Annotated in this window: 22 protein-coding genes and 1 tRNA gene; 10 read left to right on the top strand and 13 right to left on the bottom strand. The window is 76.1% G+C overall.

From position 1 onward, the window contains the following. Positions 1–41: 41 nt before the first annotated feature. Complete coding sequence (locus BTM25_RS23040) at positions 42–1415, top strand: MFS transporter (protein ID WP_103565072.1); 1374 nt, start codon at positions 42–44, stop codon at positions 1413–1415. Here the strand turns inward: BTM25_RS23040 and BTM25_RS23045 are convergent. From BTM25_RS23045 to BTM25_RS23055, 3 genes are all read right to left on the bottom strand, one after another. After that, positions 1406–2932: a Y-family DNA polymerase gene (locus BTM25_RS23045; RefSeq protein ID WP_103565316.1), complete on the bottom strand. Its 1527-nt coding sequence runs from the start codon at positions 2930–2932 to the stop codon at positions 1406–1408. The two genes, BTM25_RS23040 and BTM25_RS23045, sit on opposite strands and share 10 nt — an antisense overlap. An 88-nt stretch (positions 2933–3020) precedes the next feature. Then, positions 3021–3662, bottom strand: coding sequence for a hypothetical protein (locus tag BTM25_RS23050; protein ID WP_103565073.1), 642 nt, complete (start codon positions 3660–3662; stop codon positions 3021–3023). 96 nt (positions 3663–3758) lie between these two features. Next, positions 3759–4394: a hypothetical protein gene (locus BTM25_RS23055; protein WP_103565074.1), complete on the bottom strand. Its 636-nt coding sequence runs from the start codon at positions 4392–4394 to the stop codon at positions 3759–3761. A 242-nt stretch (positions 4395–4636) separates the two neighbouring features. Between BTM25_RS23055 and BTM25_RS23060 the strand changes: the two genes are divergently transcribed. Then, positions 4637–5491 carry a helix-turn-helix domain-containing protein gene (locus tag BTM25_RS23060; RefSeq protein ID WP_103565075.1) on the top strand — a complete coding sequence of 285 codons (855 nt, stop codon included), beginning with the start codon at positions 4637–4639 and terminating at the stop codon, positions 5489–5491. Between the two features lie 27 nt (positions 5492–5518). After that, positions 5519–5701, top strand: coding sequence for a DUF397 domain-containing protein (locus tag BTM25_RS23065; RefSeq protein WP_103565076.1), 183 nt, complete (start codon positions 5519–5521; stop codon positions 5699–5701). 5 nt (positions 5702–5706) lie between these two features. On the opposite strand, the gene BTM25_RS23070 is transcribed toward BTM25_RS23065, so the two are convergent. The 10 genes from BTM25_RS23070 to BTM25_RS23115 all read right to left on the bottom strand — a co-directional run bounded on the left by BTM25_RS23070 (position 5707) and on the right by BTM25_RS23115 (position 15315). After that, on the bottom strand, positions 5707–6282 hold the full coding sequence (locus BTM25_RS23070) for a TetR/AcrR family transcriptional regulator (protein ID WP_103565077.1): 576 nt from the start codon (positions 6280–6282) through the stop codon (positions 5707–5709). A 22-nt stretch (positions 6283–6304) separates the two neighbouring features. After that, the gene (locus tag BTM25_RS23075; RefSeq protein WP_103565317.1) at positions 6305–7630 is read right to left on the bottom strand and encodes an aromatic acid exporter family protein; all 1326 of its coding nucleotides are present in this window, start codon (positions 7628–7630) and stop codon (positions 6305–6307) included. Between the two features lie 108 nt (positions 7631–7738). Continuing rightward, on the bottom strand, positions 7739–8308 hold the full coding sequence (locus tag BTM25_RS23080; RefSeq protein WP_146059118.1) for a CGNR zinc finger domain-containing protein: 570 nt from the start codon (positions 8306–8308) through the stop codon (positions 7739–7741). Positions 8309–8348: 40 nt separating this feature from the next. After that, on the bottom strand, positions 8349–8774 hold the full coding sequence (locus BTM25_RS23085; RefSeq protein ID WP_103565079.1) for a pyridoxamine 5'-phosphate oxidase family protein: 426 nt from the start codon (positions 8772–8774) through the stop codon (positions 8349–8351). 10 nt (positions 8775–8784) lie between these two features. Further along, positions 8785–9957, bottom strand: a complete 1173-nt coding sequence (locus BTM25_RS23090; RefSeq protein WP_103565080.1) for a vWA domain-containing protein — start codon at positions 9955–9957, stop codon at positions 8785–8787. Next, on the bottom strand, positions 9957–11051 hold the full coding sequence (locus tag BTM25_RS23095) for an AAA family ATPase (RefSeq protein WP_235828584.1): 1095 nt from the start codon (positions 11049–11051) through the stop codon (positions 9957–9959). The genes BTM25_RS23090 and BTM25_RS23095 overlap by 1 nt, the downstream gene beginning before the upstream one ends. A 67-nt stretch (positions 11052–11118) precedes the next feature. Then, positions 11119–12741 carry an ankyrin repeat domain-containing protein gene (locus BTM25_RS23100; protein ID WP_103565082.1) on the bottom strand — a complete coding sequence of 541 codons (1623 nt, stop codon included), beginning with the start codon at positions 12739–12741 and terminating at the stop codon, positions 11119–11121. Beyond that, entirely contained in the window at positions 12738–13859 is a 1122-nt protein-coding gene (locus BTM25_RS23105; protein ID WP_103565083.1) for a leucine-rich repeat domain-containing protein, read from the bottom strand. Before BTM25_RS23105 ends, BTM25_RS23100 begins: the two co-directional genes overlap by 4 nt. 13 nt (positions 13860–13872) lie before the next feature. Further along, complete coding sequence (locus BTM25_RS23110) at positions 13873–15213, bottom strand: SDR family NAD(P)-dependent oxidoreductase (RefSeq protein ID WP_205648229.1); 1341 nt, start codon at positions 15211–15213, stop codon at positions 13873–13875. Positions 15214–15239: 26 nt separating this feature from the next. Beyond that, positions 15240–15315 (bottom strand) — tRNA-Arg (locus tag BTM25_RS23115). A 182-nt stretch (positions 15316–15497) separates the two neighbouring features. On the opposite strand from BTM25_RS23115, the gene hpnC reads away from it, so the two are divergent. The 7 genes from hpnC (at position 15498) to hpnH (ending at position 23190) form a co-directional block, all read left to right on the top strand. Then, positions 15498–16352, top strand: coding sequence for a squalene synthase HpnC (hpnC, locus tag BTM25_RS23120; protein WP_103565319.1), 855 nt, complete (start codon positions 15498–15500; stop codon positions 16350–16352). Positions 16353–16356: 4 nt separating this feature from the next. Then, entirely contained in the window at positions 16357–17244 is an 888-nt protein-coding gene (gene hpnD, locus BTM25_RS23125; RefSeq protein WP_103565084.1) for a presqualene diphosphate synthase HpnD, read from the top strand. Between the two features lie 112 nt (positions 17245–17356). After that, entirely contained in the window at positions 17357–18673 is a 1317-nt protein-coding gene (gene hpnE / locus BTM25_RS23130) for a hydroxysqualene dehydroxylase HpnE (protein WP_205648230.1), read from the top strand. Further along, positions 18670–19683, top strand: coding sequence for a polyprenyl synthetase family protein (locus tag BTM25_RS23135; protein ID WP_103565085.1), 1014 nt, complete (start codon positions 18670–18672; stop codon positions 19681–19683). Before hpnE ends, BTM25_RS23135 begins: the two co-directional genes overlap by 4 nt. Further along, positions 19683–21584: a squalene--hopene cyclase gene (shc, locus tag BTM25_RS23140; RefSeq protein ID WP_103565086.1), complete on the top strand. Its 1902-nt coding sequence runs from the start codon at positions 19683–19685 to the stop codon at positions 21582–21584. Before BTM25_RS23135 ends, shc begins: the two co-directional genes overlap by 1 nt. Then, positions 21581–22186, top strand: a complete 606-nt coding sequence (locus BTM25_RS23145) for a phosphorylase family protein (RefSeq protein ID WP_103565087.1) — start codon at positions 21581–21583, stop codon at positions 22184–22186. The genes shc and BTM25_RS23145 overlap by 4 nt, the downstream gene beginning before the upstream one ends. Beyond that, entirely contained in the window at positions 22186–23190 is a 1005-nt protein-coding gene (hpnH, locus tag BTM25_RS23150) for an adenosyl-hopene transferase HpnH (protein WP_103565088.1), read from the top strand. Before BTM25_RS23145 ends, hpnH begins: the two co-directional genes overlap by 1 nt. Positions 23191–23213: the final 23 nt, after the last annotated feature.

Here is a 23213-nt window from a genome sequence, read left to right on the forward strand (position 1 = left end):
GCCACTCGTGCGGCGTCCGGCGGCGCCCGAGACTGGCGATCATGACGACGAACGCCGAGATCCGGGCGCCCGCCCGCACCGACCCTCGCCGCTGGCGCATCCTCGCCGTCGCCTCGACGGCGCAGTTCCTCGCGATCCTCGACCTGTTCGCGGTCAGCGCCGCGTTCCCCGCGCTGCGCGACGCGTTCGGGCACGCCTCGCTCGCCGACGTCTCCTGGGTGCTGAACGCCTACACGATCGTGCTCGCCGCGCTGCTCGTCCCGGCCGGGCGGATCGCCGACGACACCAGCCGCCGCGCCGCGTTCCTGCTCGGGATGGCGCTGTTCGGGCTCGCGTCGGCCGCCTGCGCCGCCGCGCCCACGCTCGGCGTGCTCATCGCGGCGCGCGTGCTGCAGGCGGCGGCGGGCGCGGTGCTCGTCCCGACGTCGCTCGGGCTCGCGCTGCCCGCCTTCCCGGCCCGCGAGCACCCGACCGTCATGGGGATCTGGACGGCCGTCGCCGCGTTCGGCGCGGGCTGCGGCCCCGTCGTCGGCGGGCTGCTGCTCGCGGCGGGCTGGCGCTGGATCTTCCTCATCAACCTGCCCGTCACCGCCGGGGCGATCCTCGCCGGCCGGCGGCTGCTGCCCGCCGCCCCGCGCCGCGCCCGGCAGCGGCTCGACCCGCTCGGCGCGGCGCTCGTCCTCGGCGCGACCGCCGCGCTGACGGCCGTGTTCGTCGAGGGACCCGAGCTGGGCTACACCTCGCCGGCCGTCGTCGCGTGCGCCGCCGGGGCCGTCCTGCTCGGCGCGGCGGGCGCGGCCCACATGCGCCGCCACCCGAACCCGGTCATCGGGTTCGACCTGTTCCGGCACCGGACGTTCGCCGTGTCCGTCTCCGGCGTGTTCCTCTACTACCTGGTGTTCGCTGCGCTGCTGCTGTCGGCCACCCTGCACCTCACCGGGACGTGGCACTACCCGGTCGTGCGGGCCGCGCTCGGCATCGCGCCCATCCCGGTCGCCTGCCTGCTGCTGTCGCCGCTGTCGGGCCGGATCGTCGGACGCGTCGGCGCGCGGGCGTCGGCCGTCCTCGGCGGGCTCGCGCTCGCCGCCGGATCCGGCTGGTGGGCGCTCGCGGCCGGTCCGCACCCGCACTATCTGACGGTGTTCGTTCCCGGCGCCGTCCTCGCGGGCGCCAGCACGGCCCTGCTCCAGCCCCCGCTGTTCGGTTCGGCCGCGACGCTGCCCGCCGACCGGCTGTCGCTCGGGTCGGCCGTCCTGATGATGGCGCGGCAGATCAGCTCGGCGCTCGGCATCGCCGTCCTGACCGCCGTGCTCGGCGCCGCGCCGGGCCTCGCCGGGTTCCGGTACGCCTGGACGCTCATGACGGCCGTCGCGCTGCTCGCCGCCCTGGTCTGCCTGCGCCGGCCTCAGTCGTAGACGGCTTCGATCCGCCACCGTCCGCCCTCGACCGCCGCCAGGTACGCGCGGCCCTTCGCCGTCACGATCTGGAAGCGGGCGCGGCGGCGGGCGTGCGCCGGATCCCACCAGCGCTCGGCGACCGGCCACGGACCCGTCCACGCCGCGACCTCCTCGGCCGCGCCGCCGCCCACCGCGATCCGCGCGGGCGGGGCGGACACCGCGCACCGCGCCGACACCGTCACCCGCGCCCCCGCCGCGTCCGTCACCTCGGCGGGCAGCGGCTCGGGCGGGACGGCGGCGGGCGCGGGACCCGGGACGGCGCCCGGCCACGGACCGTCCGGACGCCCGTCCGGCGGCAGGTCGCCGACCGGCACCCGCACGACCCGCTCGCCCGGGTCGCGGCCCGCCACCAGCAGCGGCCGGACGATCCCGTCGTGCCCGAGCAGCGCCTGCACCCGGTCGGCGGCGCGGGCGACGCGCTCGGACACCGCGCTCTGCCCCCACAGCGCCTGCTGCCGTCCGGTGTCGGGGACGAGCTGGTCGGGCGCCAGCTCCACCCAGGTCACCCCGCCCCACACGGCGTCGCCCGTCCCCGGCTCCGGCCGCCACGCCGCGAGCTGCCAGCGGACGCGCTCGGCCACCGCCGCCGACGACAGCGTGCCGTCGTGCCGCCACAGCCGCTCCAGCACCCGTCCGTCGGCGAACCCGATCTCCACGGCGAGCCGCACACAGGTCGTCCCGCCCGCCGCGAGCGCCGCGTGCAGCTCGCCCGCCAGCCGCTTCGCGGCGAACACCACCTGCTCGGCGCGCTCGGCGGGCGGATCGAACGCCGCCCGGACGGTCCGCTCGGCGGCCGCGGCTCCGGGCGCGAGCGGACGCGGCTCCTCGCCCCGCGCCAGCCGGTGCGCCGCCGCGCCGTCCGCGCCGAACCGGTCGGCGACGCTCGCGGCGGGCAGCGCGGCGAAGTCCCCGAGCGTCCGGACGCCGAGCCGATCCAGCAGCCCCGCCAGCTCCGGACGTTCCAGCACCCACAGCGGAAGCGGCGCGAGGAACTCCGCCGTCCCGCCCGCCGGCACGACGACCCCGCCGCCGCGCCGGGCCGCCAGCTCCGCCGCGAACAGGCCGTCCGCGATCCCGGCGCCGCAGTCGTACCCGGCCTCCACGACCGCGTCCTGCACATGGACGCGCAGCGCCTCCTCGCCCCCGTAGAACCGCGCGGGCCCGCGCGCCGGAACCGCGCACAGCCCCGGCCGCACCACCTCCACCTTCGGAACCAGCTCTGTGACGGCCTCGGCCACGACCTCGAACAGCCGTCCCTCTACGCCCGTGTCCCGCTCCCGCACGACGAGATCCGGGCAGCGCCGCTGAGCGTCCCGCACCCGCTGCCCGCGCCGCACGCCCGCCGCCCGAGCCGCCGCGGTACAAGCCGCGAGCCGCCCCCCTTCGACCACCGCACCCGGCGTGGCCGCGTCGATCCCGGCCGCCGTGGCGGGCCAGTCCGGACACCACACCGCGAGCACCCGCCCGCCCGTCACGACCACCCCCCGGCCGCCGTCACGCCGCACCCGCCGTCGCGCGTGCCCCCGGCCATGCCTGCCGGTGCGGTCATGCCTGCCGGTGCGCTCATGCCACGATCTCCAGGCGCGTCCGGCCGCGGTCGGCCGGGACGACCTCGCCGGACGGCCCCGGCAGCCACAGCCACACCCCGCCGCGCCCCTCGGCCGACACGTGGGCGCGGCGGGCGCGCAGCACGCCGTGCCCGGCACCGACGCCCTCCCAGCGCGACTCGTCCACGCGCAACCGCAGCCGGACGCCCGGCCACGCGTCCGCGAACGCCGCCAGCGCCAGCACGCAGCCGTGCCGCCGGGCGAGCGCCGACAGCCGCCGCACCGCCGCCGCGCCCGGCCGCTCCGGCGGGCGCAGCAGCACCAGGTCGACGGCCTCCACCAGCGCGGCGACGACGTCGGGCCAGCGGTCGCCGGGATCGTCCACGAGGAGCAGCCGCTGCGGCGCGGCCCCCATGCCCGCCGCCGCGGCCACCCCGAAGTCGGGCATTCCGACGACCGCGCACCAGCCGCCCGCGCCGTCGGCGCCGCCGTGCCGGGACGCGCCAGCGACTAGCGCCGCCCCGAGCGCCCCCGCCGCACCGACCACCGACCCCGGCCGCAGCCCCCCGCCGGGGACCACGGGCCGCAGCGCGGACAGCACCGGAACCGCCTCCCGCCCGGCGCCGTCCGGCGCGAACGCCCGAACCGCCTCCGCCACGGCGCCACCTCCCGCCCCCGGACCGTAATCGAACAGAAGTTCGATTACGGTCACATTAGCGCAGGTCACCGCCCCACCGACAGCCCGCCCCGCCCGTCACTCCCGGGGCATCCGCCGCCGGAAGAGCCCGCCGCCCCGCGGCGGGCCGGGAAGGCGCCGTGCCACATATCCCGTCAGCGGCCCGCTCTTCGTCGCGGCGACGACCCGCTCGAACGCCGTCGGGTCCAGGCCTCCGAAGCCGGTCTGCACGACGTCGGCGAACACGCGCTCGGACACCATGAACGCCAGGTCGCCGGGTCCGGTCCGCAGCCGCGCGCGCAGCGCGTCGGAGTCCAGCAGCCGGGCCGCGAGGATCGGGGCGCTCCCCACCGGGCCGAACGCGCCCGGTGCGCGCGTGCCGTGGTGGACGACCATCCGCACCCGGAGCGGCGGACGGCCCCGGCGCGTCCGGTTCACCCGGGTGAGCGCACGCGCCAGCTCCGCCGGATAGCGTCCGACGAGCAGGACTCCGTCGGTCCGGCCGGGCGGGAACGCCAGTTCGCCGTCGCCGCCGACCTGCCGGTGCCACCGGTCGCGTTCCAGTCCGGCCCGGCGCGCCGCCTCGTCGAGGGCCGTGCCGAGCGCGCCCTGCGCGGCCCGCTGGCCTTCGGCGTTGAGCAGCGAGAAGCGTTCGATGTCGACTCCGACAACGAAGCCGTACGCCAGTTCCGGCACCTCGGCGAGGGCCGTCATGGCGCGATCGATTCTGTCCGGATGATGCGCGGTGGCCCGTCAGTCATGGTCTCTCGCCGTTCTCTCGCTCTGGCGGCCCGCTCCCCGCTTTGAGGATCAGCGATGGACGACTAGTTTGCAAGCTTGCATGTAAAGTTAATCGTCTGCTTGCTGGCAAGCGGGAACATCGCAGAACAGGACCTGGCCGACCGCCGGACGGCGACCGGCCAGGTGCCGCCTCGACGACGAGGGGAACATGGGTCATGACGGGAGCGCGTCCGCCGACGGTCCGCGCGGTGCAGCTCGGCCGCGAACTGCGCTACCTGCGCGAGGAGAAGCGGCTGACGATGGAGGAGGTCGGCGCGGTGACCGGCTGGTCCGCCGCCAAGCTGTCCCGCATCGAGAACGCCCGCACCCGCGCCACGATCAAGGACGTGACCGCGCTCCTCGACCTCTACGCCGCCGCCGCGGACCGGCGGGAACGGCTCGTCCGGCTCGCCCGGACCGCGCGTGAGCGCGGCTGGTGGGAGGCGTTCGACGGCAGCATCTCCGAGAGCCTCACCACCTACATCGGCCTGGAGGACGACGCCGCGCGGGTGGACGCGTTCACCAGCGGCGCCTTCAACGGCCTGCTCCAGACGGAGGACTACGCGCGGGCCGTCATCGCGACCGCCCCGCGTCCGCTGCCGCCGGGCGTCGTCGGACGCCGGGTCGAGGTGCGGATGCGGCGCCAGGCCCGGCTGACGGGTCCCGAACCGCTCCGGCTGGACACCGTGCTGGAGGAGGCCGCCCTCCGCCGGCGCATCGCAGGCCCGGACGTCATGCGGGCGCAGTTCCGCTACATGGCCGAGATGGGGGAGCGGGACAACGTGAGCGTCCGGATCCTTCCGTTCGACCGGGGCCCCTATCCGCTGAGCGCGCTCTCCTTCAGCCTCATGCGCTTCCCCGGGGGGCTGCGCTCGGACGTCGTCTACCTGGAGGCGCTGTCGGGGGGAGCCGTCATCGAGGAGGACGAGGAGGTCTTCCTCTACACGCTGATGTGGGACAGGCTCCGGCAACTCGCGCTCCCGGAGGACGAGAGCCGCGACCTCCTGCTCGACCTGGCCGCCCGTTTCTGACCACCCGACGCCCTCCGAGGAGAACCGATGAACTGGCGTAAGAGCACGCACAGCAGCCAGAGCGACTGCGTGGAGGCGGCCCCGGCGGCAGCCGCCGTGGTGGTGCGCGACTCGGCCGACCCGGGCGGCCCCCGGCTGCGGGTGGGCGCGCGCGGGTGGCGCACCTTGCTGGAACGTGCCAGGTCGGGTGCGCTCGACCTGCCCGCCTGAGCCGGCTAGGGGATCTCGGTGGTGATCTGGTCGGCGAGGTGGGCGGTGACGTTCCGGATGACGTCGGCGTCCCGGCGGACGCGTGCCAGGACGAGCGCGCCCTGGACGGCCGACAGCGTCAGGTCGGCCAGCGGGACGGTGCGGGGGGCCGGGACGCCCCAGGCCGCGAGGGCGGCGGCGAGGCCGTCGCGCCATCCGTCGTAGACCGCCGCGCACGCTGTGCGGAGCGTCTCGTTCTCGGCGGCCGTCTCCAGGGCGACCGTGGCGACCGGGCAGCCGTGGGCGAACTGCGAGCGCTCCAGTTCGGTCGCGAAGTGCTCGCCGATCGCGGTGATCCCGGCGCGGGCGTCGGGGGCGCGGACGGTCGTGGCGAGCACGCCGCCCGTCTCCGTCCCCGACAGCGCGACGGCCTCCGCCGCCAACTGCTCCTTGCCCGCCGGGAAGTGGAAGTAGAGCGATCCTTTCGGTGCACCGCTCTCCGCGATCACCTGGTTCACGCCGGTGCCGTGGTAGCCCTGCCGCCGGAACAGCTCGGCGGCGGTGCGCAGGAGGGCCGCCCGAGTCTCGCCGTGTCGTGCCATGGCGGCAACTATAGAGACCGGTCTACCGCTCCGGCGGATGGTGCGAATGGCCCGTCTCGCGCGGACGGTTCGGGGTCGCGCCGACGTCCGCCGCCGCCGCGTTGCGCTCGGCCGAGTCGGCCGCCGCGCGTCCCGCCTTCCGCAGCATCCCGCCCGCCCGCGTCACCGCCCGCGCCGGACGCTCGGGCAGGTACTTCGCCGGGCCCTGCCGCCGCCGCCACATCTCGCGGGCCTCCGCGCGGTGCTCGACCCGGACGTCGTCGATCAGCCGGTCCAGGTGCATGAGGATCTCCCCGTACAGCGGCCAGCGCAGGTCGGCGGCCAGCCGGCCGAGCAGCCGGTCCACGAACAGGTCCCGCTGCTCCTGCGCGGTCGCGATGGCCTCGGCGAGCTGCTCCTCGATGTCGGCCGGCACCGCGTCGCGCTCCAGGTCCGACCGGGCCAGCCGCGCGTAGGTGACGACGGCCTCGCGGATCGCCTCCATCGTCTCGGCGAGCGGCTCGCGCAGCGACGGCTCGTCCAGGATGCGGTTGCGCTCGTCCAGATGGGCGACGTCGGTGACGGCGCGGGCGAGGCCGCGCAGCGACACCGCGAACCGCTCCAGCGTCTCGACGCCGTTGCGCAGCGCCGCCCCCGCGTCCACGACGCGCAGCGCCCGCGGGTTGAGCTGGACGCTCCGCTCGGCGGCCTCCAGCGCGTGGTCGGTGTGGGCGATGTCGTCGAACAGCCGCTCGGCCTTGGCGCGCCAGTGCTGGGCGTCCTCGGGCCGCACGCCGCGCCACAGGGCCGCGGCGAGGTCGTCGATGAGGCCGCCCATGCGCGTCCCGAGGCTCTCCAGGGCGTCCTGCGCGGGCGCGACCCGCACCGCCGGGACGAGCGTCGCCGCCGCGAGCCCGGTCGCCGCCCCGATCAGCGTCTCCAGGATGCGGTCGGCCGCCCCGGCCGTGTTGGACGCGCCCAGCACGAAGATCAGCATCGCGCTGATCGGGACCTCCAGGAGGTCGTCGCTGAGCCGCAGCGCGAACCCGATGAGCAGCGCCGCGAAGATCGTCAGGCCGAGGCTCCACCAGGAGAACCCGACCGTGTGCCCGAACAGCACGGCGAGCAGCACCCCGGACGTCACGGCGGCGACGCGGCCGATGCTCGACTTGATCGTCTCGTAGATCGAGTGCTGCACGACGAGCAGCGCGGTCAGCGGCGCGAGCAGCGGCGCGGGGTTCGGGACGAGCCGGTCGGCGATCACGTACGCCGCCATCGACGTCAGCGTGAGCCGGGCGATGCGGCTCGCGAGGAACCGGGCCTCGCCGCCGAAGTGGACCGGCAGCCGGCCGAGGAGCGAGGAGAACATCACGGGTCTGCGGCTCCGGCGGGTCGTCGGACGGTTCGTCTCCCCACTCTCGCCGACCCCCGCCCCGCAGTCGTCCGGCGTCCGGCAAACGGCGGACAAAAACCCAGGTCAGCCCGCAGGTCCCCGGCGCCGGGCGCGGAACGCCGCGACGTTCGTGCGGTTCGCGCACGCCTCGGAGCAGAAGCGGCGGCGCCCGGCCCGGGACGCGTCGGCGTAGACGCGGTCGCAGCCGTCGGCGGCGCACACGCCGGTGCGGCTCAGCCCGTGCTCGCACAACAGCTCCGAGAGCTGCATCAGCGTGGTGGCGCGAAACCGCTCGGCCAGCGACGCCGACGGCGGCGCGTAGTGCAGGTGCAGCCCGAACCCGCCGTGCGCCGCGAGGTGCGGGTGCATCGGCGTGGCGAGCATCAGCTCGTTGAGCAGCGCGACGGCCGCCTCGGGGTCTTCGGCGGTGAAGAACGCGCGCAGCGTGCGGCCCCACGCCCGGTACGCCCCGGCTTCGGCGGGGTCGAAGTCCTGCCAGAAGAAGTCGTGGTCGCGCAGCAGCGCCCGCAGCGCGTCCGGGCCGTCCGTCCCGTCGGCGACGGCGTTGACCAGCGCGACCGCCGCCCCGACGGCCTTGCTCCGGTATCCCGTGATCCGGACGGCCCGGGACCCGTTCCCCGGATCGGCTCGCACGCGCACCTCCCAGCTCCGGCGTACGCCGAGCGTACGGGAGTCAGGCGGATCCGAGGTCGGCGGACAGCCAGCGCTCGGGGCGCATCGTGATGACGACGTGCTCGTCCAGTTGCGTCCGCTCGTACTCCACGAACGCGGCGGCCTGTTCGGGCGGCAGGTACCGGGACGCCATCTCCAGCGCCCGTTCCGGGGTGTCCGGCGCGGTCCCGGTGACGGGCCCCTCGACCGACACATAGCGGACGGTCGGCTCGGTCCGCTGCGCGAGCAGGCTGAACCGGCCCGCCGCCGCGATCGCGCGCGCCTTCCGCGAGCCAGGCGGCGTCCGGACCCACAGTTCGCCGCCCGGCGCGTACTGGTACCAGATCGGGACGGCCAGCGGCGCCCGGTCGGGCCGTTCGACCACCGACAGCGCTCCGACGTGCGGTTCGGCCAGGAATCCTTCGCGTTCCTCCACTGAGAGTGCCATGCTCCGGACGTTACCCGCCGGGTCTGACAACCGGGACGCGGACGGTCTCGATCCAGGCCGGAGGGTCGGCGGCGTCGCCGAGGACGGCGGCGATGAGGCGGGCGGCGGGCGGTTCGGCGGGCCAGGGGGTGAGGCCGTCGGTCAGGACGATCACGACCTGGGGTCTCTCGGGGACGGCCAGCGCCGCCGCGACGCCGACGCGCATGTCCGTCCCGCCGCCGCCCGCGAGCGTCACGTCCGCCGCCGACGTCGCCCGCGACACCGCCCGGACGTCGGCGTCGCACGCCAGCACGCTCACCCGGTTGCCGCGCACGCCGACCTCGCGCAGCACGCCGGTGACCTCGGCGAGCGCGGCGGCCAGCTCGTCCTCGCCCATCGAGCCGGACGTGTCCACGACGATCGCGACGCGCGGCAGCGGACGCCGCAGGCTCGGCAGCACCACGCCGCGCAGCGCCGCCGTCCGCCGCGACGGGCGGCGGTAGGTGTAGTCCACCGCGCCCGCCGCCCACGCCACGGCCTCGCGGACCGCGCCCGCGAGCACCCGGCGCCAGTCCACGACGGGTTCCAGGATCGTCGCGGCCCACCGGCTCCAGCCGCCGGGGACGGTCCCGCGCGCCCGCTGGTGCGCGCGGATCGCCTCGGCGGCGGCGCGGCGCAGCGCGGCGGCCTCGACGTCGCCGACGCCCGGCGTGCCCGCGCCGGGCCGCTCCCACGGACGGGCCACGCCGTGCGCTCCCGAACCGCAGTCGTGCGCGTGCGGCCGGGGCGGTACGCCCGCGATGTACTCCTCGAACAGGCGGCCCCGCGGCAGGCCGTAGTCGCCGGGGACGACGCGTCCGGCGGGCAGCGCCAGCCCGTCGGCGAGCAGGTCGTCGTTGATCTCGCAGTCCTGCGCGAGGTTGATCCGCGCCGGGTCGCCCTGCGCGGACGCCGGCAGCCGCGCCGCGCGGCCGTGGTGGTCGCGCAGCAGGTGCGCGACCTCGTGGATCCACACGCCCGCCAGCTCCGGGACGGGCGTCGCGGCAACGAACGCGGGCGATACGTAGCAGCGCCAGTGCCGGTCCACGCCCATCGTCGGGACGTCGGACGCCGGGACGATCGTCAGCGAGTACAGCGCCGACGCCAGGTACGGACGATCGGTCGCCGCGCGGTAGCGGGCGGCGAGCAGCTTCGTCCGGTCCATCAACCGAACGCGCCGGACAGTTGCAGCAGGTCGATGAACCCGTCGATCCCGTCCGGCACGGGCCAGGACGTGTCCCGCAGGGCGGCGAGGTCGGCCGCCGCGCGCGCCGCGACATCCGGGACGCCCGCGTCCACCGCCTTGGCCAGCACGACCCAGCCCGCCTCCCACCGCTCGCGCGTCGGCTCGCCCTGCACGGCCGCGACGACGGCGGTGAGGAACGCGAGCTGGCGGTCGCCGCGCTCGGGCAGCGCGAACGCCTCCGGACGGGCCAGGACGCGTTCCGGATCGGGCAGGTCCAGTTCCTCCAGATACGCCAGGATCTCCAGGCCCGCGCCGTCGCCGACCGCGCCGACCACCGCCGCCGCCACCGCCTCGGGCCGCGCGCCCGTCGCGTACCCGGCGGCCAGCAGCCGCAGCGCCATCTCCCAGCTCCGCGGCGACGGCCACGCCCCGCCGCGCGCCTCGGCGTCGGCCGGGAGATGGTGCGCCAGACCCGGACGAGCCGTGAGGAACCCGGACACCACGCCGCGCGCCCGCGCCACCGCGCCGGAGATCGCGGCCGGGTCCACCACCGGGACGGGCGGCGCGGGCCACGTCCCGGCCAGGCCCCGCGCGACCGTGCGCGGCTCGTGCGTCCAGCGCAGATGGACGAACCGGTTGGCGAGCGGCGGGCTCAGATGCCAGCCGTCGGCGGCGCTCGCGGGCGGGTTCGCGGCGGCGACGATCCGGACCGCCGGCGGCAGCGCCAGGCTCCCCACCCGCCGCTCCAGCACGACCCGCAGCAGCGCGGCCTGCACGGCGGGCGGCGCGGACGACAACTCGTCGAAGAACACCAGCCCGCGCCCGGCCCCCGCGACCCGGACGGCCCAGTCCGGCGGCGCCATCGGCACGCCGTCCGCCGCCGGGTCCGCGCCGATGACCGGCAGCCCCGCGAAGTCGGACGGCTCGTGCACGCTCGCGATGACCGTCTCCAGCGGCACGCCGAACGTCCCGGCCAGCGACTCCAGCCCCGCCGACTTCCCGATGCCCGGCTCACCCCACAGCAGCACCGGCAGGTTCGCGATCACCGCCAGCGACAGCGCCTCCAACTGCACGGACCGCCCCGGCTCCGTCCGCGCCGCCCGCACCCGCCGATTCAACTCATCCGCAGCATCCAACGCGTCAGCCATCTTCACTCCAGTAACCGGCGATCGCGTCGGGGTGTTCGGCGGCGACGCGGGCGCGGAGGTCGAGCAGGTCGGTGCGGCGCCAGCGGTCGATGAGGTCGGCGAGGGAGCATTCCTCGTCGTCCACCGGGTCGATGCGGGCGCCCGCCGCCAGCAGCGCCGCGACCAGGTCGGTCGTGCCGAGTTCGGCGACGGCGACGGCCAGCGGCGTCTTGCCGCCGTGGTCGGGCGCCTCCAGGTCCACGCCCGCGTCGAGCAGCCGGGGGAGCAGGCGCGCGTGGTCCAGGCAGGGGAGCAGGTGCAGCAGGGTGCGGCGGCGCGCGTCCCGGATGTGCGGGTCGACGCCGTGGCCGAGCAGGTCCAGGACGCCGTCGGTGTCGCCGTGCTGCGCGCGCAGGAACAGGTCGGTGCGCTGCGCCTTCAGGCCCTTCGGGAGGCGGCCCCGGCCCGTCCGCCACCGCTCGTGGATCTCGAAGCAGCCCGTCACCGCGCCGCCGAACGCGCGCATCGCCCGTTCCCGCCGCTGCTCGTCGACGGTGTGGGGCATCGCGAACCCGCCGTCCGCCGGGCGCATCTCGTGCCATTCGCTCCGGCACCGCACCCGCACGGGAGCCGGACGTGGCGGATCCGGCGGCCCGGCCGGACCGTCCGCCGGGCCGCGCGCGGGGAAGTACGCCGACCGCACCAGCGGATGCAGTTCGTCGGGCGTGAGCAGGCCCGCCCGCAGCAGCACCAGGTCGGCCGGGAGCGTCCACAGTGGGCCGGGCAAAGGCGGCGGGGTCTTGCCGCCGCGGTAGTCGTCACTCCGGACGATCAAGGGTGTCCCGTCGCCGCTCGCCTCCGCGAAGACGGGCCGCCAGTCGTCCACCAGCAGCACGCGGCCCCGCCGTCGGATGGCCGCCGCCAGCAGCGGGACATGCGGGAACCGCCGGACGACCTGATCCAGCGGCACCTCGCGCGCCTTGATCCCCGCGGCGTCCAGGGCGGCGGGAAGCCCGCCCGGTGCGGCGGCCCACTCGGCGAACCGGACGGCGTCCCCGAGCGGAGGCGCCGACGACGGCAGCTCCGCCGGGGTCAGGAGCGTCCCGTCCGGATGGAAGAACGGCATCCGCGTGCCGTCGCCGTAGAAGGAGAGCGCGTCGCCCGCCCGGCGGACGTCCCAGAGGAACCGCAGCTCCGACCAGTCCTCGCGCAGGCCGTCCTCGGGCGGCGCGGTGTCCGCGGGCTCCAGGACGAGCCGGAGGGTCTGCGGCCCGTCCGGGATGCGCGGCCCGAGGACCCGCAGGACGGGCGCGCCGGCGGTGAGACGCACCGTCCGGCCCGTGGACAGCGTGCTGCGGCCGTTCAGGATGCGCGGGAAGTGCCAGCGCAGCAGGTCCGGCGCCAGATGCGAGAGGTCGTCCTCCAAAGCCTCGGCGAACGCGCGGCCGTGCTCGCGGGCGACGCCGTCCAGCGTGAACTCCACGGCGACGCCGGCCGCCGCGCACGCGCCCCGCCAGTCGCCCGCCAGCCGCCGCTCCGTCGCGCGCTCGATGACCCGGCGCGGCACCGCGTACCGCCGGACGCGCTCCCACGACCGCAGCTCCACCGGCGCGACGTCGTACACCGCCCGGTTCACCGGTAGACGCTCCCGATCGCGCGCAGGTCCGCGTGGGTGCGCCCGGCCGGACGCAGCCGCGTCGCGATCTCCCGCTTCACCCGGCGCGGCACGCCCGGCCCGAACCCGACGTACTCCAGCCGCGTCGCGTCCACCCGGGCCAGGACGGTCTTCGCGCCGCGCCCGGTGACGCCCGTGTGCCGCAGCTCCAGCCGCCGCAGCGGACTCCCCGGCAGCGCCTCGGCCAAAGCAGCCGCGCCCGGGTCGCCGGTCGTGTTCGGCGGCGCGCCGAGCGCCCGCTCCGACGCCGGACGGCCGAGGTCCAGCGCCTCCAGCCCGTCCAGGGCCCCGGCGAGCGCCACCGCACCGGCCGGGCCGATCCCGTTGCCGCCGAGCCCGAGCCGCGCCGGACGGTCCGCCGCGACGGCCCCGGCCAGCGCCGCCGCGCCCGCGTCGCCGAGATGGTTGGCGGGAACGTACAGCTCGCGGACGCCCGCGTCCCGGACGAGCGCCGCCAGCAGCGGGACGGCGTCCGCCGCGAGGCCGTTCCCGCCGAGGAACAGCCGCTCCAGCGGGGTGTCCCGGACGGTCAGCGCGTCCACCAGCGCCCGCAGGCCGTCCACGCCGAGCCCGGTGTTGACCAGGTCCAGCGTGCGCAGCGCGGTGTTGCGGCGCAGCATCGCCGCGAGCGACCGGGCGCCCGCGTCCCCGACCGGGTTGCGCTTCAGCCACAGCGCCCGGACGGTCCCGTCCCCGCCGAGCCGGTCGGCGAGCGCCGCCGCGCCGTCCGGGCCGATCCGGTTGCAGCCGAGGTAGAGCGTCCGCAGCCCGTGCCCGCCGGCCAGCGCCGCGCCGACCGCGAGCGCGCCCGCGTCGCCGATCGCGTTCGTCCCGAGCAGCAGGTGCGCGGCGTGCGGCGACCGCGCCGCGACCGGCAGCAGCCGCGCCGCGCCCGCCGCGCCGAGGCCCTGCTTGCACAGGTCCAGCCGGCCGTCGCCGCGCAGCGTCCCGACCGGGAACGCCTCGTCGGCCGCGACCGGCGCCCCCGAGGCCAGGCGGTCCAGCAGCGGCGCGAGCGCGGCCGGATCGGCGGGCGGCACGTCCGGGTGCTCGATCGCCGGGCAGCGTACAGGCGTCATGTTCGTCCCCTTCTCACCACGCGACGGGCCGGTAGTCCTTGAGGAACAGGCCCGACAGCCGCTCCCCGCGCACGCCGCGCACGATCGGGTCGTAGACGCGCGCGGCGCCGTCCACGACGTCCAGCGGCGGCCGGAACCCCGCCGCCCGCTGCGCGGCCTTCCCCGGATGGGGCCGCTCGTCGGTCACCCAGCCGGTGTCGACGCTCGTCATGTGGATCCCGTCGGCCGCGTAGTCGGCGGCGGCCGTGCGGACCAGCATGTTCAGCGACGCCTTGGCCATGTTCGTGTGCGCGTGCCGGACGGTCTTGTTGCCCCGCGCGAAGCTGCCCTCCATCGCCGACACCTGCACGACGTACCGGTCGGGGAAGGGCGACGCGGCCAGCAGCCCGCGCAGCCGCGACGTCAGCAGGAACGGCGCGAACGCGTTGACGAGCTGGGTCTCCATCCACTCGGCCGGGTCGATCTCGTGGAGGCGGAGCGTCCAGCTGTTGACGGGACGCAGGTCGAGGGGCTGGCCGGTCTCGTCCGTGCGGCCCGCCGGGAAGAACGCGTCGGCGGCCGGGACGGGCAGCGCGCCGGGCGCGGCGACGTCGACGTCGGCGGCCGTCCCCAGCAGCGGCCGCGCCTCGCGCTCGCGGACCTCGCGGTGGTAGGCGGCCGGGCGCCGGATGGTCTGCGCGGCGTTGTTGACGAGGACGTCCAGATGGTCGAACCGCGCGTGGACGGCGTCCAGCAGCCCCGCGACCGACGGCAGGTCGAGCAGGTCCACGCCCCGGACGTGCAGCCGGTCCAGCCAGTCCGCCGCGTCCGGGACGGCCGCGAACCGGCGCGCGGCGTCGCGCGGGAACCGCGTCGTGACCAGGACCTCCGCGCCGTCGCGCAGCAGTTTCAGCGCGAGCTGGAAGCCGATCTTGATCCGGCCGCCGGTGACGAGCGCGACCCGTCCGGTCAGGTCGGCGCGGGCGTGCCGCCGGGCGCGGTTCTCGGCGGCGCAGTCCGGGCAGAGCTGGTGGTAGTCGGCGTCGACCGTCCGGTACGGCTCCTTGCACACGTAGCAGGTGCGGGCGGCGACGAGCGTGCCGACGGGCTCCGCCGCGATCTCCGGGACGGGCGCCGGATCCTGCTCGCGGAACCGCGCGGCGGCGGCGAGGACGTCCAGGTCACGGGCGCGGCGCTCGGTGCGCCGCGCCGACCGGCGCGCCTTCTTCTCCGCGCGGTACGTCACGCCGACGGCGTGCCGGACGGCCGCGAACTCCGGGTCGTCCGGTCCGGCGGCGCGCGCCAGCTCCAGGACGCGCAGGCACGCGGCGAGGTCATCGGCCGAGGGCGGCCCGCCGGGGGAGCCGGAACCCACGGTGCTCCTTCGCGAGAACGATCGGGTGGTGGAGCCGGTCGGATTCGAACCGACGTCCTCCAGCTCGCAGCTTGGGCGCGACGACCTCTGCGCTACGGCCCCACCGCGCAGGAGCGTACCGACATCCCGGACATTCCGCGCGGCGTTCGTGATCTTTCCCGGACGGCCGCCGGACGCCGCCCGTTTCAAGATCCCATTTTAAGGGCCGCATACCTCGGCCGGTGTTTCTCCCATGCGGGACTCGGCGACGCTGAACAGTGCTGATCATCGGACGAAGGGACATCGTGGCGGCCCCGAGCTGGAGCTTCGACGAGCACGACCGCACGCTGGACGTGCTCGTCTCCCGCGAGAACTTCCCGGTCGCGGCCCGGGTGCTGCCCGCACGGCACCGCGCCGACCTGCGCGCGGTCTACGGCTTCGCCCGCCTGGTGGACGACATCGGCGACGAGGCGCCCCCCGAGCGCCGGCCCGCCCTCCTCGATCTGGTCGACGACGAACTCGACGCCGTCTACGCCGGGCGCACGCCGCGCCTGCCGCAGCTCCGGCGTCTCGCCCCCACCGTGAAGGCCAGTGGAATTCCGTCCGAGCCGTTCCGCGATCTCGTCCAGGCCAACCGCCAGGACCAGGTCGTGGACCGCTACGGGACGTTCGACGAACTCCTCAAGTACTGCACGCTGTCGGCCGAGCCGGTGGGACGGATCGTCCTGCACGTCTTCGGCAGGGCGACGCCGGAACTGGTGGACGCCTCCGACCGCGTGTGCTCCGCGCTCCAGGTGATCGAACACTGCCAGGACGTCGGAGAGGACTACGCGCGCGGACGGATCTATCTCCCCGGCGAGGACCTGCGCCGGTTCGGCTGCGCCGAGGAGGACCTGGCGCTCCCGCACACCCCGGCGCGGCTGCGCGGCGTCGTCGCGCTGCAGGCGTCCCGGGCGCGGGAGCTGCTGGACGGCGCCGCGCCGGTGCTGCTGGCGGGCCTGACGGGGTGGGCGCGGCTCGCCGTCGCGGGCTACGTCGCGGGCGGCCGGGCGACGCTGGCCGCGCTCGACCGGGGCCGGCACGACGTGCTCGGCCGGCGGCTGCGGCCGGGCCGGGCGCGGACGCTCGCGGGCTGGGCGTCCGCTCTGGGAAGGGGCTGATCAGATGACGGTGGCCGACGCTTACCAGCACTGCGAGCGGGTGGTGCGGGAGGAGGCGCGCAACTTCGCCTACGGCATCCGGCTGATGCCCGCCCCCAAGCGCCGCGCGATGAGCGCGATCTACGCGTTCGCGCGCCGGGTCGACGACATCGGCGACGGCCCCGAGCCCGCCGAGGCGCGGCTGGACATGCTCGCCGACGCGCGGCGGCGGCTGGACACGCTGCAGGACGTCGTCGCGGGCCGCGCCGGGATCGGGGCGCTCGGCGCGGACCCGGTGCTGACGGCGCTGGCCGACGCGTCCATGCGCCACCCGATCCCGCTGGACGCGTTCGGCGAGCTGATCGACGGCTGCGAGAGCGACGTGCGCGGCGCCCACTACGAGGCGTTCGAGGACCTGCTCGCCTACTGCCGTCAGGTCGCGGGCACGATCGGACGGCTGTCACTCGGCGTGTTCGGCACCGAGCGGCACGAGGAGGCGGGCCGGCTCGCCGACGCGCTCGGCGTCGCGCTCCAGCTCACCAACATCCTGCGCGACGTCCGGGAGGACCGCCTGGCGGGCCGCATCTACCTGCCCGCCGAGACGCTGGACCGGTTCGGCTGCACGCTCGACCAGGACGCGTCCGGACAGTTCACCGACCCGCCGGAGAAGCTGCACGCGCTCATCCGGTTCGAGGTGGACCGGGCGCACGCCTGGTACCTGGACGGGCTGCGCCTGCTGCCCCTGCTGGACCGGCGCAGCGCGGCCTGCACCGCCGCGATGTCGGGCATCTACCGGCGGCTGCTGGAGCGGATCTCCGAGCGTCCGACGATCGCGCTGTCGTCGCGGATGTCGCTGCCGACCTGGCAGAAGGCGATCGTGGCGGCCCGCGCCCTGACCGGGGTGGAACGGTGACCGCGCCCACGCCGCGCGCCGCGCGCTGGACTGAGGGGCGGCGGGAGCTTGCGACCAGAGCGACGAGGGAAGCGCGCGGCTTTGAGCGCGCCGTAGGCGAACGGGAAACACAGTGAGTGTCGTCATTGTCGGTGGGGGGCTCGCCGGGATCGCGACGGCGGTCGCGCTCGGCGAGGCGGGTGTGCCGGTCACGCTGGTCGAGGCGCGGCCGCGGCTCGGCGGCGCGACGCACTCGTTCCGGCGCGGCGGGCTCACCGTCGACAACGGCCAGCACGTGTTCCTGCGCTGCTGCACCGCCTACCGGGGCCTGCTGGATCGGCTCGGCGTCGCGCACCTGACCGACACGCAGGACCGGTTCGACGTGACCGTCCTGCGCCCGGACGGCCTGCCGCCCGCGCGGCTGCGCCGGTCCCGGCTGCCGAGCCCGCTGCACATGCTGCCGTCCCTGGCCCGCTACGCGCCGCTGACGCCGGGGGAGCGGCTGCGGGCCGTGCGCGCGTCGGCCGCGCTCCAGCGCCTCGACCCGGCCGACCCGGCGCTGGACGACGTCGCCGCCGGTCCGTGGCTGGCCGCGCGCGGGCAGAGCGCGAACGCCCGCGAGGCGCTGTGGGGCCTGTTCATCACCGCCTCGCTCAACGCCGAGGTGGACGAGGCCGCGCTCGGCCTGTCGGCGATGGTGTGCAACCGCGCGCTGTTCGGACGGCCGGACGCCGCCGACATCGGCGTCCCGTCCGTCCCGCTGGCCGAGCTGCACGCGGGGCCCGCGCGGCGGCGCGTCGAGGAGCTGGGCGGCGAGGTGCGGCTGAAGGCGAAGGTCGAGGCCGTCAGCGCCGAGAAGGTCGTGGTGGACGGCGTGCCGATCGCCGCCGACGCCGTGGTCGTGGCCGTCCCGCATCCGGCGGCGGCGCGGCTGCTGCCCGCCGAGGCCCGGCCGGACGCCGGCTGGCACGAGCTGTCGGCGAGCCCGATCGTGAACGTCCACGCCGTGTTCGACCGGACGGTGCTGGACCGGCCGTTCGCGGCGGCGGTCGGCTCGCCGGTCCAGTGGATGTTCGACCGGACGGGGCCGAGCGGCCTCGCCGACGGCCAGTACCTCGCGATCTCGGTGTCGGCGGCGGACCGCTGGATCGACCGGCCCGTGGCCGAGCTGCGCGCGGTGTTCGAGCCCGAGCTGCGCCGCCTGCTGCCCGCCGCGCGCGGCGCCCGCGTCCGCGACCTGTTCGTGACGCGGGAGCGGCGGGCGACGTTCCGGCAGCGTCCCGGCTGCGGGGCGCCGCGTCCGGGGGCCGCCACCGGCGTCCCCGGTCTGTTCCTGGCCGGCGCGTGGACCGACACGGGCTGGCCCGACACGATGGAGGGCGCTGTGCGCAGCGGTTTGACCGCCGCCCGCCTGGTCCGTCGCCATCTGGAGGGGGTGAAGGACCGGTGACCACTCTTCCGGTCTCGATGACCGGTACGCGCGAACTCGTGGACGGGGCGCTGCGCGCCGCCGTCGGACGGCTCGACCCGCGCACCTACCGCGTCGCCGCGCACCATTTCGGCTGGGCGCAGGCCGACGGCCGGCCCGCGACCGGCGGGCAGGGCAAGGCGCTGCGGCCCGCGCTGGCGCTGCTGTCGGCGCGGGCGGCGGGCGCGGCGCCGGAGGCGGCGCTGCCGGGCGCGGCGGCGGTGGAGCTGACGCACGCGTTCTCGCTCCTGCACGACGACATCATGGACGGCGACCGCGTCCGCCGGCACCGTCCCGCCGCCTGGACGGTCTTCGGCGAGCCCGCCGCGATCCTCGCGGGCGACGCGCTGCTCGCGCTCGCGTCGGAGGTCCTGCTGGAGGCGCCCGGCCCGGGGGCGGCGACGGCGGCGCGCAACCTCGCCGCCACGACCCGGCGGCTCATCGCCGGGCAGTCGCTGGACCTGGAGTTCGAGACCCGGCAGAAGATCACGCTGGACGAGTGCCTGGCGATGGTCGAGGGCAAGACCGCCGCGCTGCTGGCCTGCTCCTGCTCGATCGGCGCGGTGCTCACCGGGGCGCCCGAGCCCGTCTGCGCCGCGCTGGACGCGTTCGGCGCCGAACTCGGCGTCGCGTTCCAGCTCGTGGACGACCTGCTCGGCATCTGGGGCGACACCGACACGACCGGCAAGCCGACGATGTCGGACCTGCGGGCGCGGAAGCTGTCGCTGCCGATCGCCGCCGCGCTCCAGGCCGGGACGCCGGAGTCCGCGCGGCTCCAGATGCTCTACCGGCGTCCGGTGCCGTCCGGGACGGCCGAGCTGGAGGAGATCGCGCGCCTGGTGGAGGCGTCGGGCGGACGGGCCTGGGCGGAGAAGGAGGCGCGGCTGCGCGTCGAGCGGGCCGCCGCCCACCTGGACGCCGCCGCGCCGCCCGACGACGTCCGGGCCGAGTTCCTGCGCATCGCCGACTTCGTCACCCGCCGGGACCACTGATGACCGCCACCGCACCCGTCGAGCCCGCGGGCGAGCCGCTGGAGACCGGCGCGCCGCGCACGGCCGCCGAAGCCCTCGCCGCCGCCCGCGACCATCTGCTCGGCCTTCAGGCCAAGCAGGGGTGGTGGAAGGGCGAGCTGCAGACCAACGTCACGATGGACGCCGAGGACCTGCTGCTCCGCGAGTTCCTCGGCATCCGCTCCGACTACGACACGCGCGAGGCCGCGCGCTGGATCCGTTCTCAGCAGGCGCCCGACGGCACCTGGGCGAACTTCCACGGCGGCCCGCCGGACCTGTCCACGACGGCGGAGGCGTACGTCGCGCTGCGGCTCGCCGGGGACGCCCCGGACGCCGAGCACATGGCCCGCGCGGCGGCGTTCGTCCGCGCCGAGGGCGGCCTGGCCGCCACGCGCGTGTTCACCCGGTTCTGGCTGGCGCTGTTCGGCGCCTGGGAGTGGGACGACCTGCCGGTCATGCCGCCGGAGATGATCTTCCTGCCGGCGTGGTTCCCGCTCAACGTCTACGACTGGGGCTGCTGGGCGCGGCAGACGATCGTCCCGCTGACCGTCGTCGCCGCGCTGCGTCCCGTCCGCCCGCTGTCGTTCGACCTGGACGAGCTGCGCGCCGAGACCGCGCCGCGCCGCCGGCCGCGCCTCGGCTGGGACGGCGCCTTCCACGCGCTCGACAAGGCCCTGCACCTGTACGAGAAGCGTCCGCGCAAGGGCCTGCGCCGTGCCGCGCTGCTGCGCGCCCGCGACTGGATCCTCGCGCGGCAGGAGCAGGACGGCTGCTGGGGCGGGATCCAGCCGCCCTGGGTGTACTCGCTGATCGCGCTGCACCTGCTCGGCTACGGGCTGGACCACCCGGTGATGCGGCGCGGCATCGCGGGCCTGGAACGTTTCACGATCCGCGACACGCAAGGCCGCCGCCTGGAGGCGTGCCAGTCGCCGGTCTGGGACACCGTCCTCGCGATGAACGCCCTCGCCGACGCGGGCCTGCCCGGCGACCACCCGGCGCTGCTGCGCGCCGCCGACTGGGTGCTCGGCGAGGAGGTCCGGGGTCCGGGCGACTGGAGCGTCCGGCGGCCCGACCTCGCGCCCGGCGGGTGGGCGTTCGAGTTCGACAACGACCTCTACCCCGACACCGACGACACGGCCGAGGTGATCCTCGCGCTGAACCGCGTCCGGCATCCGGGCGCGGGCCCGGCGATCGAGCGCGGCGTCCGGTGGATGGCCGGGATGGCGTCCAAGGACGGCGGGTTCGCCGCCTTCGACGCCGACAACACGAGCGCGCTCGTCGCCCGGCTCCCGTTCTGCGACTTCGGCGCGGTGACCGACCCGCCGTCCGCCGACGTCACGGCCCACGTGGTCGAGGCGCTGTGCGCGCGGGGCATGGCCCGGACGCCCGTCGTGCGGCGCGCCGTCGTGTGGCTGCTCAAGCACCAGGAGGACGACGGCTCGTGGTTCGGCCGCTGGGGCGCCAACCACGTCTACGGAACGGGCAGCGTCGTCCCGGCGCTGGTCGCGGCGGGCGTCCGGCCGGACGCGCCCGTGATCCGCCGGGCCGTCGGCTGGCTGGAGCGCCACCAGGGCGCCGACGGCGGCTGGGGCGAGGATCTGCGCTCCTACCGCGACGCCGCGTGGATCGGCCGGGGCACCTCGACCGCCTCGCAGACCGCGTGGGCGCTGCTGGCGCTGCTCGCGGCGGGCGAGCGCGGCCCGGCGGTGCGGCGCGGGATCGACTGGCTCGTCGCGCGCCAGCGCCCGGACGGCACCTGGGACGAGGACGAGTTCACCGGCACCGGCTTCCCCGGCGACTTCTACATCAACTACCACCTCTACCGGCTCGTGTTCCCGGTGAGCGCGCTCGGCCGCTACCTCGCGGCGCGGGACGCCCGGTGACGCGGCTGGTGGTGTGCGCCGCGCTCGGCGTCGAGGCCCGCGCGCTGCGCGACCCGGCGTACACGGTCGTCCGGACGGGCATGGGGGTCCGCCGCGCGTCCGCCGCCGCCCGGCTGCTGCCCGCGTTCGACGCGCTGGCGGTCGCGGGCTTCGGCGGCGCGCTGGACGACCGCTGCCGGCCCGGCGACCTCGTCGTCGCGACGGAGGTGCGCACCGCCACGGGCGTCCTGCCCTGCCCGCACGCCGACGACCTCGCCGACCGGCTCGCCCGGGGCGGCGCGACCGTCCGGCGCGGCCCGGTCGTCACGGTCGGGCACACCGTCACCGGCCGCGAGCGCCGCGCGCTCGCCGACCTCGGCGCGGTCGCCGTGGACATGGAGTCCGCGCCGCTGGCCGCGTCCGCCGGCGACCGGCCGTGGGCGGTGGTCCGCGCCGTCGTGGACGGCCCCGGCCATCCGCTCGTCTCGCCCGGCACCGTCGTGCGCGGCCTGGCCGCGCGGCGTCGGCTGCGGCGGTCCGCCGCCGCGCTCGCCGCGTGGGCCGCCGCGTCCGCGCCGTGCCGGACGACCGATTCCCATCTGCCTGAGGAGGCTGGTCCCTGATGGGCATGCCACTGCGCCAGAGCCTGCGCATCGGCGGGTACATCCTGCGCAACAAGCTCACCGGCCGGGACAAGTTCCCGCTGCTGGTCGAACTCGAACCGCTCTACGCCTGCAACCTCGCCTGCGCGGGCTGCGGCAAGATCCAGCATCCCGCGAGCGAGCTGAAGAAGCGGATGCCGGTCGAGCAGGCCGTCGCCGCGATCCGCGAGTGCGGCGCGCCGATGGTGTCGATCGCGGGCGGCGAGCCGCTCATGCACCCGCAGATCGGCGAGCTGGTCGCCGAGCTGGTGAAGCTCAAGCGGTACGTGTTCCTCTGCACCAACGCGGTGCTGATCCCCAAGCACATCGACAAGTTCACGCCGTCGCGGTTCTTCGCGTGGGCCGTCCACATCGACGGGCTGCGCGAGCGCCACGACGAGTCGGTCTGCAAGGACGGCGTCTTCGACGACGCCGTCGCGGCCGTCCGGCTGGTGCAGGAGCGCGGGTTCCGCGTCACGACGAACACGACGGTGTTCAACAACGACACCCCGCAGAACGTCATCGACGTCCTCAACTACCTCAACGACGACCTGGGCGTCGACCAGATGATGATCTCGCCCGCGTACGCGTACGAGAAGGCGCCCGACCAGGACCACTTCCTCGGCGTCCAGGAGACGCGGACGCTGTTCCGCAAGGCGTTCGCGGGCGGCAACCGCAAGCGCTGGCGGTTCAACCACTCGCCGCTGTTCCTGGACTTCCTCGAAGGCAAGGTCGACTTCGACTGCACCGCCTGGGCGATCCCGTCGTACTCGCTCAAGGGCTGGCAGCGGCCGTGCTACCTCATGGAGGACGGCTACGCCGACAGCTACCGCGAGCTGACCGAGACCACCGACTGGAGCGCCTACGGCCGCGGCAAGGATCCGCGCTGCGAGAACTGCATGGCGCACTGCGGGTACGAGCCGACGTCGGTGTTCGCGACGCTCGGCTCCCTGAAGCAGACGCTGCGCGCGATGCGCAGCGAGTGACCCGCGCGGGACCGGGTCCGCGC

Origin of the sequence: Actinomadura rubteroloni, from assembly GCF_002911665.1 — a bacterium.
GTDB lineage: Bacteria > Actinomycetota > Actinomycetes > Streptosporangiales > Streptosporangiaceae > Spirillospora > Spirillospora rubteroloni.